The 16,913-nt window shown below is 41.1% G+C and carries 13 protein-coding genes; 7 read left to right on the top strand and 6 right to left on the bottom strand.

Translation table 11 applies throughout. The annotated features are described in order from the left end of the window. The first annotated feature begins 5 nt into the window (after positions 1-5). Positions 6-1,607 (top strand): transposase, encoded by a 1,602-nt coding sequence (locus CXF95_RS25250; RefSeq protein WP_101199142.1) that lies wholly within the window; start codon positions 6-8, stop codon positions 1,605-1,607. A gap of 167 nt (positions 1,608-1,774) precedes the next feature. Here the strand turns inward: CXF95_RS25250 and CXF95_RS25255 are convergent, their stop codons facing one another. The 4 genes from CXF95_RS25255 to CXF95_RS25270 form a co-directional block, all read right to left on the bottom strand. Beyond that, positions 1,775-2,374, bottom strand: a complete 600-nt coding sequence (locus CXF95_RS25255; protein ID WP_101201261.1) for an SGNH/GDSL hydrolase family protein — start codon at positions 2,372-2,374, stop codon at positions 1,775-1,777. Further along, positions 2,364-3,389, bottom strand: a complete 1,026-nt coding sequence (locus tag CXF95_RS25260) for an IS630 family transposase (RefSeq protein WP_198556590.1) — start codon at positions 3,387-3,389, stop codon at positions 2,364-2,366. Before CXF95_RS25260 ends, CXF95_RS25255 begins: the two co-directional genes overlap by 11 nt. Before the next feature lie 44 nt (positions 3,390-3,433). Beyond that, a complete protein-coding gene (locus tag CXF95_RS25265) occupies positions 3,434-4,393 on the bottom strand; it encodes a PHB depolymerase family esterase (RefSeq protein WP_101201262.1) in 960 nt (319 codons plus the stop codon). Positions 4,394-5,237: 844 nt separating this feature from the next. Next, positions 5,238-5,942 (bottom strand): tetratricopeptide repeat protein, encoded by a 705-nt coding sequence (locus CXF95_RS25270; protein WP_101201263.1) that lies wholly within the window; start codon positions 5,940-5,942, stop codon positions 5,238-5,240. An 866-nt stretch (positions 5,943-6,808) separates the two neighbouring features. Here CXF95_RS25270 and ltrA point away from each other — a divergent pair. The 6 genes from ltrA to CXF95_RS25300 all read left to right on the top strand — a co-directional run bounded on the left by ltrA (position 6,809) and on the right by CXF95_RS25300 (position 15,248). After that, the gene (gene ltrA, locus CXF95_RS25275) at positions 6,809-8,143 is read left to right on the top strand and encodes a group II intron reverse transcriptase/maturase (protein WP_101197890.1); all 1,335 of its coding nucleotides are present in this window, start codon (positions 6,809-6,811) and stop codon (positions 8,141-8,143) included. A gap of 151 nt (positions 8,144-8,294) precedes the next feature. Then, the gene (locus tag CXF95_RS25280) at positions 8,295-9,284 is read left to right on the top strand and encodes a DUF4062 domain-containing protein (RefSeq protein ID WP_157828242.1); all 990 of its coding nucleotides are present in this window, start codon (positions 8,295-8,297) and stop codon (positions 9,282-9,284) included. A 412-nt stretch (positions 9,285-9,696) separates the two neighbouring features. Continuing rightward, positions 9,697-10,395 (top strand): hypothetical protein, encoded by a 699-nt coding sequence (locus CXF95_RS25285; RefSeq protein WP_101201265.1) that lies wholly within the window; start codon positions 9,697-9,699, stop codon positions 10,393-10,395. An 842-nt stretch (positions 10,396-11,237) separates the two neighbouring features. Further along, entirely contained in the window at positions 11,238-13,883 is a 2,646-nt protein-coding gene (locus CXF95_RS25290) for a DUF3560 domain-containing protein (protein WP_101201266.1), read from the top strand. 200 nt (positions 13,884-14,083) lie between these two features. Further along, positions 14,084-14,548, top strand: a complete 465-nt coding sequence (locus CXF95_RS30110) for a hypothetical protein (RefSeq protein ID WP_198556704.1) — start codon at positions 14,084-14,086, stop codon at positions 14,546-14,548. A gap of 367 nt (positions 14,549-14,915) precedes the next feature. Then, positions 14,916-15,248, top strand: a complete 333-nt coding sequence (locus tag CXF95_RS25300; RefSeq protein ID WP_232788040.1) for a type II toxin-antitoxin system RelE/ParE family toxin — start codon at positions 14,916-14,918, stop codon at positions 15,246-15,248. Positions 15,249-15,251: 3 nt separating this feature from the next. Here CXF95_RS25300 and CXF95_RS25305 read toward each other — a convergent pair whose 3' ends face one another. Further along, positions 15,252-15,578, bottom strand: a complete 327-nt coding sequence (locus tag CXF95_RS25305) for a helix-turn-helix domain-containing protein (RefSeq protein ID WP_101201267.1) — start codon at positions 15,576-15,578, stop codon at positions 15,252-15,254. A 373-nt stretch (positions 15,579-15,951) separates the two neighbouring features. Then, entirely contained in the window at positions 15,952-16,545 is a 594-nt protein-coding gene (locus CXF95_RS25310) for a recombinase family protein (RefSeq protein WP_101201268.1), read from the bottom strand. Positions 16,546-16,913 lie beyond the last annotated feature (368 nt).

The following is a 16,913-nucleotide window of genomic DNA, read 5'->3' on the forward strand; positions in this document are numbered from 1 at the left end:
AAACAGTGAGTAAACCTTTTACAGATATTGATGGTCAGGCGCTGGAAGCGCTGATAGCCCGCGTGACTGAGGCCAAGGAAAACACCCTGGCGTTAAGTGAGCAAGACAGCCAGTTGTTATTGGATGCGTTGCTGACGTTGGCGAGTATGCAGGACCGTTTAACGCATCATAACGTTACTATTCATAAGTTACGAAAATTGCTGGGAATAGAGAAATCATCTGAGAAACAATCGGATGTCACGCCAAAAAAGCAAAAGCCCGCCAAGCCTCAAAAGCCTGGTAACAAGCGCCAGACCAGCGCCTCTTCAGATAAGGGATTTACGCCGGTCAAACCCACCGTGGTTATTCACCCGTTAACCACCATCAGTAAAGGGGATAATTGCCCAGAATGCCTCACCGGTAAGGTATATAAAACCGAGCCAGGCAGTTTCTTGCGGATCACCGGCCACAGTCCGTTTACGCCCGAGCAGCATGTGATGGAGCGAGTTCGCTGCAATACATGTGGGGCTTATTTCACGGCGGAGCTGCCACCGGACGTACTGCAAGAGGGCCCGGGGACCCGAAAATACGGTTATTCCGCGTGCGCCTTGATGGCGATCTACAAGTACTTCGCGGGGTTACCTTTTTACCGCCAGAGCAGTATTCAAAAGCTGTTGGGCGTGAAGATCAGCGCATCAACGGTGTTTGACCAGATTGAGCTGGTGTGCAATGCCATTTATCCGGTCTTTCACCACCTTTTAAATCTGTCTGCGGATGCCGTGCATTACGCCATTGATGACACCACACACCGAATTCTGGATGCTAAGCCCATTGAGAAAAAAATACGTAACAGTGATAAAACGCAGCTACGCAGTGGTGTGTATACCTCGGGTGTTATCGCTACCACGAAGAACAATCAACACATCGTGTTATTCGAAACCAATATCGGCCATGCCGGTGAATTTATTGACAGCATCTTACAAAACCGCAGTCAATCCAGTGCACAGCCCATTATTATGAGTGACGCACTTGCCAGCAACCGCCCGACGGTGAGGGAAACCATGGGATCGTTATGTAACAGCCATGCAAGGCGGCAGTTTGTTGATGTGATCAACCATTTCCCGGAAGAAGTTGAACATATTTTAACGCGCTATGGCGAGATCTGGTCACACGAACATCACGTAGAAGAGCAACAACTGAGCGTAGCCAAACGGCTTGAATATCACCAAACGCATTCGTTGCCCGTCATGGCAGAAATTAAATTGTGGGGTGAAACCCATTTGGCAAACGAGACAGTAGAAGAAAACAGTGGCTTAGGCAAAGCGATAAAATACTTTATCAAACACTATGCAGGACTGAGCCTGTTTTGCAGCGTGCCCGGTGCAAAAATCGACAATAACGGCATCGAAGCGATGCTGAAAATTGTAGTGAGAGACAGAAAAAACGCGATGTTCCATAAAACATTACTGGGCGCGACAATCGGAGATGTCATCACCTCGATGATAGCAACCGGTATGGAAGCGGGCGTCAACGTTATGGATTACTTTACGCTACTGCAACGGGAGCAAGCACAAGCTAAGGCCCATCCCGAAAAATACTTACCCTGGAATTATCAGGAAAATAGCTAAGCACGATCCCAATAAACATCGGCTGACGTAGGCTTTTTGCCTAGGTCAATCTATGCTCCCGTAGCTCACTACATATTTAACGCTAAAATTAAATCTAAAGCGGCATAAGGAAAAAACGATGAAAACAATATTTACATCGCACATTGGTCATTAAATTACAAAATAACTTAGTCCACTTTGGCTAAGGCGAGCGGCAGAATACGCTCTACAAATTTAGTATATGCGAGCTCTGACGGATGCAGGCCGTCACTTGCCACTAATGAAGGGGTCTCTAATCCTTGCTGCGTTATATCTGTTATGTAGACGTATGATAGTCCAACTGACTCACAGTATTCCTTCGCAAAGTCATTATATAGGACTAACTCAGCGCTTGTAGCGGTCGGATTAAAATTCTGCCCAAAGGGGGTAAATGCATAGTCAGGTATTGAAACCACAATTAATTTACTAGCATCATCCCCGACTAAAGAGATTGCCGAATCAACAAGCTCGGCAAACTCTGTCTCGTACACTTCAAAGGGCTTACCTTGAAATTGATTTTTGACGCCAATAAGTAGCGTTACCAAGTCAAAATTACTGGCAGGGTCTACAGTCGTAATCGCATTTTTTAAATCCGTCGTGTTCCAACCAGTCTGAGCAATAATCTGCAAACTAAACTCATCTCTATCTGCATACTCTGATATTAATCTCTCTTTTAACTGCTCTGGAAAACGGCAAGTGTCACAAACACTTTCCCCAATAGTATATACCCAAGTTACTTCAACTTGCAGGTTTTAGTACCTGAAAGTTATCATTTATCCGACTGTTTAATATGTCAGCAATATCCGGAAGGGTGACGTTAAAAAAATGCCGAATGTGTTGTCGAAATTCCTTTGCGCTAGAGAAATATCGATTATTGCGAGCATATTCATTCATGACTTTCCATAATCGCTCTATGGGGTTCAGATTAGGGCTGTATGGGGGCAGATAATGCAGTGTAATTCCTAATTCAGCCGCTTTGTCTTTCACCTCCTTGGAACGATGATAACCCGCCCCATCCAGCACTAAATGAAGCGTATTATTTGCTAAGTACCTCTGCTTTAGGTGCTCCATAAAATCCATGATGGTGCTGCCATTTACAGTCTCGTAATCATGCACTACCGCTTCAGCTAAATGATTTAACCGGATCGCGCCTACAACATTCATTCGGGTGCGACTGCCTGTGGTTTCAATGGGTTTATCTACCCCTTTACGTATCCATCCAGATGTCACCTTGGTCGCTTGAGTAGGATGCACTGCATCCATGAATAAAATAGGCTCATCATCCGATACGCTATCCCGTAACGTTTCATATTCTTCGATAAACGCAGCTTGCTTTTGCTCATCAAATTTATGAGGCACACCTTTAGGCTGTTTGTAACTAAAGCCGTTTTGGTGGAGCCATTTATTTAACCCAGACACTGAATAGGTAATCTTCCACGTCTTTTGAATGTAGGCCACTATTTGATGGGTGTGTAAGTAAGTGATATCTGACAGGTGTGCAACCAATTGCTGGGTTTGCTCAGTATTTAAATGACTGGCAGAGCCACCACCCGCAGGCTTGAGCTTCAGACGTTTGGCGTAATCACCGATATGGCGTGTAATGCTGGCTTCACTCTTACGCAAGGCTTGTGCAATTCTAGCGACGGTCCACCCTTCACTGCGTAACAACACCGCTTTAATACGGTCACGCTCCCTTCCATCACGGGCTTTCGTATGTCTCGCTTCTAGCGCGGTTTTTTGGTCGGGTGTAAGGGAAATATCAATCATAGGTACAGCCTGATCCTCAAATCAGACAAAATCAAGCATTTTCATTGATCACGGGTATAACTGTCACCCAATGCTAGAATTTTATAGTTACGTGCCGCTCGGTCATTATCAGTCGCAGTGAAAAAACTCCAAATAAGACTATATAAATCAACATTTTTACCAAACTCCGAGGTGTGTCCCGCCCCCTCAACTATTGAATATCTAACCTTTTGATTATCTAGGCATGATCCGAAGGTGTATTGCTTAACCGCTAGACTTCCCCACGTTTTATTTTGAATGGTCGGGGTCATATTGCAATTAAAATTTAACGCCCAATTCTCTGCACTGGCTTGCGCAGACATAAAAATACTATCGCCAACACCACTGCCCCCATTCACAGGAATTAAATCATCTTCGGTACCATTGACTTGAAAAACCGATACAGCCCTGGACGGAAAAGTTTCGCCAATAGTCACTGTTTGTTGACTAATGATTGGCGCAATTGCCTTGAAAAGAGTGGTCTCTTTAGCGATTCTATTAACTAGCCCTGCACCGTTAGAGATGCCGACGCCATAGATTTTATTCACATCAAATAATTCCGAACCGTCGAGTTCACCAATAATTAGACTAACGAATTCAACATCATCTGCATTAGTTTCGCCACTTACATTCCAGCGCTTATCGTAACCATCAGGAAAAATTCCAATAAATTTGCCCTCATCAATTAATCTAGAAACATCACTATTATTATCCAACCAGCCCTCACCTGTGCCGCCAGAACCATGAAAAAAGAACACCACGGGGTACTCGTCTTCTGATACACCCTCTGGGTAGCTGACAAGGTAGGTACGATCGACTAATTGGCCGTTAATAGTTTGTGTGATGGACCTTTGTTCAGATAGGGGGACTTCTGGCACCACCGGCATAGTACCCATCTGAGGAGCTGGCAATATTGATTCTGAAGAACCGCCCCCCCCACAGGCACTTAATACAAAGAACAACACTAAAGCCAACAATCTCATATTTAATCCTTATCAAAAAAGCCAGTGTATTTGGCTTTGTTTTATTACTGCCTGACTATTTTTTATCTAGCTCGATTTTCTGCTCGCTCATTCGAGCCGCTACTCCTAAATACATCACTTGTGGCTCATGCAAGTGTAATAATAGAGAGACACTTTATGGATAAGTTCGATATACAGCTAAAATAGTTTATAAATAACCATCAGTTGTAATTTTTTAATAGATGATTAGTATCTGCATTTGAAGATGTTCAGGTATATCCCGTGTCTTGCCTTCCACAACACCCACACAGGCTAAGCGCCTTTGTCTCTGACGGAATTGAGCAAAACTGGGATAACGTAAACTGTTTCATATTAAGCACTGACCTCTAAAACAACTGGCATAGCGCGATAACGCTCCTGATGCGTGAGCAATATCCATTACATATACATTATAATGTTGGTCTGTGCTTTTTCGGCATCAGCAAAAGATGCCTGTAGCCCACAGATTAAAGGTGAGCCTAAGTCAAGCTATGCTCCCGTAAGCTCACTTCCTAAACGTGAGGAATAAAATTTTACGTGACCGGCGTAAACGGTAATACCTTCACCTAAAACTGATCTTCCCCTCAATATGAACAATAGACATTGAACTGCTTAAAACAGGAAAGTGGTTATATTGACCAATTATTTCATAACCATATACCAGCCTATTTCACTCCGTAAAACTATTACTTTTGATGGTTACAATGGCATAAAGGGTCGAAGCCAATAGCACCTATTCGTGTAAGGGTGATTATGTTAAATAGGACCCTATTTGCCTCAATTACGTGTTGTTTGTCACATTAGACGAATAACAATAACAAAGGCACTACTTTACGTATTTGGCGTAATACTCTCTGGATAACTTTTGAGCTTCGGCTATTTGGTCGGGCGTCATGTCTTTTTCGATGAGGCCTCTATTTTTAGTAGCTTGCTCATTTCCTTGTGAAGCCGAAACATTATACCAAGCATAAGCCAATATACTGTCTTTAAGCGTGCCTTTACCAAATGCATGCTTAAAACCCAGATTCAATTGCGCGCTAGCATGTCCCTGCTCAGCGGCTTTGGTGTACCAGTAAAACGCCTGCTTATCATCCTTTGGCGTACCTTCACCATTGCTATACATAAGGGCCAGTTGGTTTTGAGCTCGCGAATTACCCTGTTCCGCAGATTTGATAAACCAGTAAAGCGCCTGCTTATCATCCTTTGCCGTACCTTCACCATTGCTATACCTAAAAGCCAGTTTGTATTGAGCGTTCGAATAATCCTGCTCCGCAGCTTTGGTATACCAGTAAGTGGCCTGCTTATCATCATCCCTCGACCCCAAAATGGCCATAATGTATTGTGCATAAGCTGATCCTTTCTCAGCGGCTTTGCGACAAATAGCTAAAGACTTCTCTTTTTCCTTTGGGTTAAATCTGCAATCATCAGCAAGAACAGGAGCGGCTAATGTAAATAACGCGGTAACTATCAGGTATTTTATGAGGTTAATTATCGGGGTGTTTAGATTGGTAAATTTGCAGGGGCTATCCATAACAATACAGCTTCCAAGGTTAATATTATTGATTTTCAGATAATAAGGTATTTTATTTACCGTTGCATTACAAGTGGCTTTTCGGTATTTTATTTACTCTTTTATTACAAGTAGCTTCACGGATAGCCGCCTTATCTAAAGCTCGATCTACGTACCTGTGGGTGAGTAATAAACATTCATCCTAGATTAGACTGGTTTGAGCGAATTGCGGACATGGGGACATTCGGTTTATGATTGAGCTATAGCTCTAAAGCAGACATTAATGCCAAGTTAAGCGGCAAAAAATTGTTGGCTAAAATTGTGAACGGAGTGAAACAGCCAACTGTTTTTTGTCCGTTTGAACGTCTTGTGTACGCCCAGCATGGGCACGAACTAATGAGGTGAAAGTCCTCTGTAGGAAGATCACCGTTTATATAACTTACCGTTATTAAACGTTAACTACTAGCGAATGGCAAGGGCTTAGCCGCGAGGCTTGGTCTGGAGGAAGCCGGACGCAAATTTGCGAGCTGATGAACAAGAACATCATATGAGGCGTAGGCTAGAGGTGAGTTGGCACAAGACGACGAAACCACGTGATCTAATGGCCACCGTAAATGATGCAGCAGTGCAAAGAAAGTTCATGCTTTTATCTGGGGAGATCTGCTTAACAAGCGATCGGTAACTAACCAGTGAGGCTCTGGTATACAAGTGCCTTGGCTTTTCAGTGTCATCGACTGGAAAGAGCAAATAGATGAAAACCGATAGCGCATAACGGTGTAAGCCGTCATGTGATTAAGCAGAAGTCAGCAGACGACATATTAGCCAAATGCCCATCGTAATGGTTGGGACACGGTGAAGGTCCGAACATTTAGAACAAAGGAGGAGCCTTGTCAGACTTGAATACACGAATGCCGTCCGGTAGTGACGTGACTCAGCGTACCGACAAGCAGCCAGCCTTTAGTGCAGATCTACTTGGGCTTATTCTTCGTCCAGCCAATATCTTGGCTGCATGGAAACGAGTTCGAGCCAACAAAGGGGCCGCTGGCATTGATGGGATGTCCATTGATGACTTCCCCGCTTGGGCAAAGGATGGAAACTGGAAACGTATTATGTCTGAGCTTTGCTCAGGTCAATACCAACCTTCACCCGTTCGGCGTGTGGAAATAGATAAACCAGATGGCGGTAAACGTCAGCTAGGTATCCCGACCATCGTTGACCGAGTGATCCAACAAGCCATTGCTCAAGTCCTTACGCCTATTTTCGACCCGACCTTCTCAGACAACAGTTTTGGGTTCAGGCCAAATCGAAATGGGCAACAAGCGGTGAAACAGGTACAAAGCATCATTAAAACGGGTCGCCGTTTTACAGTCGATGTTGATCTGTCTAAGTTCTTTGACCGCGTTAATCATGATTTACTTATGACGCTCCTTGGCTACAAAGTGAAGGACAAACGTCTACTTAAATTGATTAAACGTTATCTGCGAGCTGGGGTTATCGATAACCAGCTTTACGTGGAGAGCCGAGAAGGAGTACCACAAGGCGGGCCGTTGTCACCCTTGCTGTCCAACATCATGCTCGACCCTCTGGACAAAGAGCTTGAGAAACGAGGCCATCAGTTTGCCCGATACGCGGACGACTTTACCATTTTGGTAAAGACGCCGCGTTCGGGCAAGCGTGTGCTGAGTAGTATCAGCAGGTTCCTGTGTCACCGTTTGAAACTGGTCGTTAATACGACCAAAAGCCACGTCGTTAAAACCAGTGAAAGCAAATTCCTTGGATTCACATTCAACAGAGGACGCATTCAATGGCATCCGAAGACTTTGCTGAAGTTTAAACAGCAAGTTCGGCGGTTAACGAACCGTAACTGGGGCGTGTCTATGCATTATCAACTCTTTAAAATCAGTCAATATTTACGAGGCTGGATAAACTACTTTGGTATCGCTAATAGCTATCAACGATGTGTAGACTTAGATCATTGGATCAGGCGCAGAGTGAGAATGGCGTATTGGCGGCAGTGGCGAAGACCACGTACCAAAGTCAGAAGTTTAATGAGATTAGGTGTGCATGTACAAGCTGCGGTTGCGTGTGGCATTACCAGTAAAGGGCCATGGCGTAGTGCGAAAACTCCGGGGATCAATCAAGCCTTATCGCTTGATTACTTAAAATCCGAAGGGCTTTATTCGTTACGTGATGGTTGGATTGCGCTTCACTATCCTAAATGAAACGCCCTGTGCGGAGCCGCATGCAGGGTGTTGTGGGGGCTGAGGGTTAGAGACCCTTGGCTACCCGATTAGCCTGCGATTTTAAATCACCTAGTTGTTTAACTTGATGATAATATTATATAAAACATCTGCTATTTTAAGGACTTGGCATATGGCAAAGTTAAGAGTTTTCATCAGTTCAACATATTATGATTTAAAACATATTAGATCATATGTATCAAGTTTTATCACAAAAATGGGATATGAAGCTACATTATCTGAAAAAGGTAAAATTGCTTATGATCCATCAATGCCATTAGATCAATCATGTTATAAAGATGCTGAATCAACAGATATACTTGTACTAATTATTGGCGGTCGATATGGTTCCGCTACTAGTGAAACGGATAGTTCTCGTATTACTTCAGATTTTTATCAACGATATGAAAGTGTAACTCGAAAAGAGTTTGAAACAGCAAATAGCCATGACATACCAACATATATATTGGTTGAAAAGTCAGTTATGTCTGAATACGAAACATTTAAAAAAAATAGAATAAACACCACTATAGACTACGCTCATGTTGATTCGGTAAATATATTTAATTTTCTTGATGACATATTGAATAGAGGAAAAAACAATCCACTTTTCCAATTTGAACAACCACAAGAAATAGAAAACTGGCTCAAATCCCAATGGTCTGGATACTTTCGAACATTGCTAGAAAATAAGTCACAAAATAAGCAATTGAATTCACTATCAAAGCAGGTTGGTGAACTTAGTAGTATTAATAATTCTTTACAGAGATATCTAGAAGAGGTAATCCAACGTGTCGGTGGCGATTCTGCCCATGATATTATTGAGAAGGAGCACCAGAACATTTCAAACGACAAATTATTCAGGAAATTAATGGATCAATCTCTATTTAGTTCATTGGTTGAAGATTATGATGTTAAATTTGAGGATGCTAAAAATTGCTTTTCTGATAATGATTCATTGGAAGGTCTTGTTCATGATTTAAGTATACTTTCAGATGAGTTTGACGAAGAAGATCTTATGAAACATTGGCGTGGTAATGAAGAGATACTCGATGACATAAACATTATTCGAGAGTTTTTATCCAAGCCGAAACTACTCCGTACAGATACATTAGTAGGCTAAAGTGTATTAGTTGGAACTCGTGTTAAGTCCGGATAGGCTCCAACTTAATCGTTCCAGCTAGTATGAAATTTTTCCATAATTTCATACTCTTACCATGTTTAAAAGCAATTTCATGGCAGCATCTTGTTTGTGGAAACCGCTATTCCGGATAAACACTAAACTGAAAATAGACTCGAACGACCCCTTTGGATGAAAAATTCTTATTAAAAAGCAAATAGCCATCTAAGACTGAACGATAGCTAAGAACTTGCAGGAGTCAGTGGCGTTTCAATCAATCCTATGTCTGCTGATCTCACAGCCAATCTTGGTCGTTCGTCTTCAAGTCTTTTTGACCAAAATAAGTTAGCTATTGTCCATATTCTTTTAAGTCTCTAAGCTCACTATCATCGTTAATGGTTAGGAGATTGCTAAAATGAAGTTTAAACAATATGGTGAGCTACAAAAATGGAATGCAGTTTATGAAGCAATCCTGATTACCAGTGAAAAGCAAGGGCTAATCAAAGAGATTCCGATTTTTGGTCACTTTTGTAAAATCGCTCAAGCAACGAAATCTGTGTCTGATCAACTTTTTATGTTCAAACTCTCAAAGTTTATTGAAGATGTAAATAAAGTTTCAAATCAAGAATTAACTACTATTACGAACGCTTTAAAATATGAACCAAATGAAGAGCTGGCTGAGAAATTATTACTTACAATTGATAATCTAAATGAAGCAGATAAATCCAAATACATAGCACAGGCACTATATCTGTATAGCAATGTTGAATTAACAAAAAGTGATTTTCTTCGATCTTTAGACCTAATTCAGAAAATGTACATTGGAGATTTGAACAATCTAGTTAGAGTGGGATGGATAAGTTCCTTTATAACAAGCGAGGAACTTGAAAGTATGGACTTAGTCAGTCTTATTGGAACTCCTCTCATCAAAGTTCAAAACATCAATCAAGAAGACCTAAAACGAGATGGAAGAATAGATGAAATTGGAGTCACAAAATATGAGGAAACAAATTTTGGAGGGACATTTATAAAAGTACTTCATAACAAACCTCCTTATAGTGTCCTCCAAAAGCAACTCATGTTCGAGCGGAAACAGCTTTTTAGATTTAACTAATTCAATTTTTAGTGACCAAATATAATTTAGAGTAAGCGGTGTCAGAAATTCTCTTGAAGCCTTCTGTCGTCTAAGAGCGTTCAGCAGACATAGCGTGTTCTGCTTGAAATTTTCTCTTTGTGTGTCCAGCTCAATTCGTGACGCACTGAGTCACGAATTGGGAATGCATCTAATGTCGAATGACTCCAAATGGCACATTTGAGCCGTTGAATATAAAATATTATTACTCTCTTACAGTACCTTGTCTGTAGATATGTACGTTTATCTAAATACAAAAAACCTGCCATCCAAGCAGGTTTTTTTGTGTCTGCTTTTCAAGACTTCGGATGATATCCCTCACCTATTAATGAATTAAATTCCTGTTTATATGTGCTTGTCATGGTTATCCGAAATTAGCGAAACGGATTTGTAACTCGTTTGCACACCGTCTGTTAATCAACAACCGTAGGGCGTTAGTTGCTTAAAAGTGAGTATCTTAAGCCAGGAACCATGCCACCAATTTAATCAATGAAATCACGCAAAAAACTGCGCGTTTTCCCCCTTTCGGGTTGGGTCAGGGCTAAACCGATAAGGGCAAAGTGCATGTTTGAATTGATGTTCCGTGAAGTATTGAGGCTATTCTACCTTTGTTATTAATTTCCTTTTCTGTCGCTTTTTTCAGTGAGAGTCACCCAACCTACGATTAATTCAATTGTAAAGCTGCGCCGGTCAATCCCCCGTTCCCCACGATGAAGCCGTGGCGCGTGCGGCCTCCTTCCCGCAATGGATTTAATCGTAGGCCAGGTGAAAAAAATCACGAAGCGACAGAGAGCAAAACAAATTAATAACAAAGGAAAACTATCATGCCTGCAACTACCTCACTAGAAACAAACATCCATTCAAACACTAAAAGCAAATCTCTGCGAGGCGAAGCTCAAGTATCGCAATTTGTTAAAAGAAAAAAAGCACCTTCAGCAAAAACCAAAGCGGCAAAGTCTGAATTGATCCGTCGCAGTGTGTTGGCTAAACAAAAAATCAAGTTGGCAATGGATACAGCAAAAACACAAGACGAATTACTTGCGGCGGCTAGCTTGCGCGTAAATGATATTTTGATCGCAGAACATAAAGAAACGGCAAACGCTGAATTGTTTATGACGTTTAACCAGTGGAAAGAAAAAGGTTATAGCGTTAACAAGGGCGAAACCTCATACAAAGTATGGTCGGCTCCGATCAAAGGCAAGCGTGAAGTTGAAGTGACTGACGTATCAACCGGCCAAGATAAAACACTAGAAGCACAATTTTCAATGTTCGCCATGTGTTCTTTGTTTTGTGAGCATCAAGTGAGTTTAATTGATAGCCCTGAAGACAAGATCAAAGCGGATGATTCTGGTTTATGTATCGGTGAAAAAGTAGAGACTATTTTTAACTGTAGAGCGAATACAACAAGCGGTAATTATGGCGATTATTTAGGATATTTTGAAGGTGCAGACAGGGTTTTTAGTCATGGATTTACCTTTGATATTTTTCGTAATGTTGAGATCGAAAGTGACTATTTTTTCAAAGTCGTCAATGTTGACACAGGCAAAACAGCCACCACAAAAGACACTGATGGTTTAGTGTTTGCGGTTAGAGAAGCAGCGCAGCCAGTTAAGCCAATAACCCACTATATGCGGTTGCCAAGTCAACCTAAGCAGCAAGCCACAATCAAAACCAAAGCGCCGGTAAAAGTAGAAGCACCCGCGCCGGTTGTTGATGTTTTATTAGCTGAAAAATTAGACGTTTTAGCAGAAAAACAACAAAAAGTGCTTGATGGTTTTTTTGCAGATCGTCAAACCAATACGCCTAAGCGATTGGCTGAAGCTAATCGGGCAAGGTGCCAGGGCGAGAAGCTATTAAGAACACAAAAAGCCCTCATTGCTCTGGCGCAATGTCATCGAGTCGGTAACGTTCCCGATGTATTGAAAACCGTTAAAACAAAAAAAGCGGTGTTTGATTTGATGCCTGCCAAATCTGAGCTAGTTAATAACGGGTATCATACTTATTACAGAGATACCGGCGAACGTTTGCACGATAGCGCCGAAGCCATAGCAATTTGGGATTTGCTAACAGGTAAAAGCCCTGAAGAAAAAGCCAGCGAAGCGTTAAAAGTTAAAATTGATGGTTTACAATTTACCCACATCGCCGGTTATTTCCCAACACCTAAGCCGGTTACTGATTTTATGTTAGAGCTAGCCCAGATTGAAGACTATCAAAGCCTTGCTGATACTAGCGCCGGTAGCGGTAATATTTTGGACGCAGCCAAGGCGCATAACAGCACGTTAAGCCTTGAAGCGTATGAGGTTAATCATACACTTTGCGAGATATTAACCGCTAAAAACTATTCGGTTATTCAAGGTGATTCGTTACAGATTACTAACACTAAAGCCTACGATAGAATTTTAATTAACCCACCGTTTGAAAATCTAGCTGATATTGATCATGTTCAACATTCATATGATTTTTTAAAGTCAAACGGTCGGTTAGTGGCGGTTATGTCAGCGAGTCCTTTTTTTAGAAAAGATAAAAAAGCGGTGCAGTTTAGAGAGTGCTTAACCGAGTTAAACGCAGAAATACACGATTTACCTGATAATTCTTTTAAAGGATCAGGTACAGGTGTTAACACTAAAATCATTGTTATCGATAAGCCAGAAAGCGCAGAAGATAAGCACACCGACGAAAACCCGTTTGTGTGTGTAAACTTTGACGATAAGCAAGACAGCCGCCGTGGCCGTTTAGAAGAACGGGCGGCGAATGCCAGCCAAAAAAGTACAGCACTTTGGGAGCAAGGCCATAAAATGGCCGAGGTTATACCTTTTGGGCAACCGATTTTAATCGGTCATCATAGCGAAAAAAGAGATCGTAATTATCGCGCTAAATTTTGCGCTAAATTTGATAAGTCTATGGAAGAAAGCACAAAGGCCGGCCAACTTAGCGATAAAGCCGCGAGCGTTGGTACTGGCGGGATTGCCAGTGATGATCCGCAAGCTATTAAAAAGTTGAGAGCAAAATTAATTGAGCTTGAAGCAACACAAATTCGCATGAAATCCGCTAACAAAGCAATCAAGCAAAACGATAATGAAGCACTTACACGCCTTGGGTTTAATGATAAAACCATCGAGGCGCTAAACACAGGAGACTTTGCAGGGCGTACCGGTTTTGCTAGTTATCAGTTAACCAATAATGGTGCAGAAATAAGGCGGTTAAAAAAACGGATTGAAAGTATAGAACGCTTACGAGATAGAGATCCAATTAACCACGAAAGTGACGAGCTAAAAGTTTTTATCGAAGATGGTCGTATTCATTTTGATTTTAAAAATGGTAAGCCAGCCGAGGCAGTTAGGGCCAAAATTAAACGTTATTCTTTCAAGTTTTCGCGTTACTCATATACATGGGTAAGAAAAGCCACAGGCAGCGCTTTAAATATTGCGCCTATCGTTATCGAAGAAATAGAAAATACGCTCAAGGAATGAGCGCGGGAGGGCTATCGCGCCCTCTAATTCAACACCAATTTTTGTTCGTGGCTTCACTTCGTTGCAGGCCGCTTAAGCACAACTATTCTTGTTGCATTATTCACCTACTCCTAGTCGGCCTAGTCGCCAAGAGTCATGTGCACTCGCACTTAGGCGCTAAAAACACATACCCCTTTTAACTAATTTGAGAGATTTTGAACATGAACTTAAACGATATTAAAACCCTTATTAACCAACCTAATATGTTGTTAGCTGATTTTCACGCGATAATAATGATAGAAGAAGCGCCAGAAGCATTACTCGATTTTTACGAGAAAAACGCAGATAAAATTAACGGAAAAGTGGTGGTTGTAAGATCAAAAGCAGATGATGCGTTAGCTGCGAATGCTCGAAATTCAGAGCCTAAAGTATTATTCGTTTTTAGCTCTGATTGTTGGGTATCCAGGTATTTTTCAGGTGTAATTCAAAAAGTGATTTTTTCAGCCGCTTTACTGAAAAGAGTCAGAAAATTATCTGTCAAAACAAAATGTGCTAGTCGAGTTTTACAGTTAATGGACTCTAGCGAAGATGGGGCCGATAGATATTTTGAGTTTGTAAACAGAACATCTGTTGAATTTGCTGTACCAGTTAAGCAAATGGAGGACGATTTAAAACCATACTTATAACCATTTCAACACCCCATTACGTGCCAGAATTTAGGGGTAAAAAATAATACATAATTTAGTGGATTGAACGCTATTGGTAATCGTGTTTAATCCTTTTTTGGAATATTCTCCTAAGTATAATATATATAATTACTTGTATACCAAGTAAGCTATTGTGTTAAAATATGTTTAGGTGGAAAAAGCCATCTATCTGTATCAGAGAATAATCGTTATGCAACGCCGAAAGGCATTAAAAGCAAACGAACACTCTCTGGTTCAAAACAGGAGTAACCCAAGAATGGGACTCTTAAACTTAACGCTAGCTCAGCTAGCAAGGAAATGAAAATGATAAATTTAAACTACTTAATTCTTAAAAGAGGTATTACACATGAGCATGACGTTAGAACCCGTTTCAGGAGCCGCTAAACGCGCATTTGATAAGCTACCAAAAGATGCAAAAGAAGATTTTGCTAAAGCATTACAGGATGTAATGAACGGAAGAACACCGAGCATGGATTTCAATCCGCTGAATGATTTAGGTAAAGGTATTAAAGGTGTTATAGAGTTGAAGATAAATGGCTCACCGGCTTACAGGACGGTGTACGTAGCCAAATTCAATAATAAAGTGTACTTGCTACACGCTTTCACTAAAACAACCAATGGAGTAGATAAACAGGCCATGAGTGTTGTAGTGAAACGGTATAAAGAGATTCCCAAATGATGGTTAGATACAGCCTTCTTCTGTACTGACGGTCATTGACATGTCAATATCAGCTTGTTTTTGTGAGGTGTAGTTAAACTCAAAGGTAAAACCTAGTTTAGCTAACATCCCCATCAACATATCAACGGAAAATTTGCTGATTTTTCCATTTCTCAGGTTACTTATACGCGGTTGTGACACCCCTAGGTGTTCAGCCGCTTCTTTTTGAGTCCAGTCTTTCGCTTTGATTAAATCAACTATAGCGTTCATCATGTTGGAGCGCATAGTGTAATTTTCTACTTCTTTAATATCGTCCGTTAACAACTCGAAAGCGTTATTGAATGATTTCATTGTTTTTTTCTCTCCAATTTTTCGCAATAAATGTTTAGCTGCGATGATACTTACTTAACCGTTAAAGCGGTTAAGTAAGTATGTTCTTTAATTTAGACTAATATAATAGACGGAGCAGGATTATACAAGTAGTTATATAAAAGGCAACGCTTAATAGTTTGTATCATGTACGTATTATCTACTAATACAAATGAAACACCATTGGTGGGGTATTTTGCATAAACGGCATATTATTCGCTTAGTGCCCTAGAAGCATCGATATAACTGGGCTACAGCTCGCCCTCGTTTTAGACAAGCTATATTTTTGACGAGTTAGCCTAGTTACCGGCTAGGTAAAACGCCAACCTTTATTAAGTCTTCGGTTCTTCATGTTTTAATTTCTTTGAAACTTTGAAACTTTGGAAATTGTAGTGCGAGAACAACCTAAAATATGTTGAATATAGTCATATGATTTCTTATCTGACAACAAGCCTTCAATTTTTAGCTGTAACTCTGCATCACGTGGTCGACCAAGGTAGCGACCCTCAGACTTAGCTTTGACAATACCTTCCTTTTGCCGCCTTCTTCGATCTTCATAATCTTTTCTAGCAATAGCCGCTAGCATGTCGAGCATCAAGTCATTAATGGCTGATAACATTCTTACTGTGAATTCGTCGTTTACCACCGCAAACTGATGACTCGTAGGTAAATCTAATGACACAACTTTCAAACCTTTTGCTTTTATGATGGACTTGAGCGAGTACCAATCATCATCTTTTAACCTAGATATTCGATCTATTTGCTCTACAAGTACTACGTCACCCTTTTGAGCTATTTCTAGTAATCTAAATAGCTCTGGCCGTTGAAGCGTAGCTCCAGATTCATTTTTTTCAAAAAATGCAGATATGATCAGATCATGTTCATTAGCAAACAATAACAATGCATCCTTTGCGCGTCCCGCATCTTGCTCTTTAGTTGAAGCTCGCAGGTAAGCGTTAGTCCGAAAAGTGCCATTGGACTAAACCGCTCTCGCGGTAGGGTTACCACTTTGACGTAGTAAAACTTCCCATCATTTGTGATCCACTTCTAAGCTGAGTAAAGGGTATTTTCGCCCTTGATTCACTTAGGAGTATTATGATGACTCAGGTTAATGAAACCGTTAGTCCATTACGTCAACGCATGATAGACGATATGAACAGCTCGAACCCTTAATCTCAAAACTGCCAGATAAAGTCTGGGCTACTGCATAATAACGTCCGTTTATTTGAACTTTATTACTAAAACTTGAAGCTAGATAGAACAAGGTCTTTCAAGTTCGTGAATTACCCCGCGACATCGCTTCGCTCTGGTCACGGG

It is taken from the genome of Paraglaciecola sp. MB-3u-78, from assembly GCF_002835935.1.
Lineage (GTDB): Bacteria > Pseudomonadota > Gammaproteobacteria > Enterobacterales > Alteromonadaceae > Paraglaciecola.

Bases quoted from the DNA above. Each gene is read 5' to 3' on its own strand.
- CXF95_RS25280 (WP_157828242.1), top strand. From the start codon at position 8,295: ATGGCAAAGTTAAGAGTTTTCATCAGTTCAACATATTATGATTTAAAA.
- CXF95_RS25270 (WP_101201263.1), bottom strand. From the start codon at position 5,942: ATGGATAGCCCCTGCAAATTTACCAATCTAAACACCCCGATAATTAAC.
- CXF95_RS25290 (WP_101201266.1), top strand. From the start codon at position 11,238: ATGCCTGCAACTACCTCACTAGAAACAAACATCCATTCAAACACTAAA.
- CXF95_RS25265 (WP_101201262.1), bottom strand. From the start codon at position 4,393: ATGAGATTGTTGGCTTTAGTGTTGTTCTTTGTATTAAGTGCCTGTGGG.
- CXF95_RS25305 (WP_101201267.1), bottom strand. From the start codon at position 15,578: ATGAAATCATTCAATAACGCTTTCGAGTTGTTAACGGACGATATTAAA.
- CXF95_RS25285 (WP_101201265.1), top strand. From the start codon at position 9,697: ATGAAGTTTAAACAATATGGTGAGCTACAAAAATGGAATGCAGTTTAT.
- CXF95_RS25300 (WP_232788040.1), top strand. From the start codon at position 14,916: ATGAGCATGACGTTAGAACCCGTTTCAGGAGCCGCTAAACGCGCATTT.
- CXF95_RS30110 (WP_198556704.1), top strand. From the start codon at position 14,084: ATGAACTTAAACGATATTAAAACCCTTATTAACCAACCTAATATGTTG.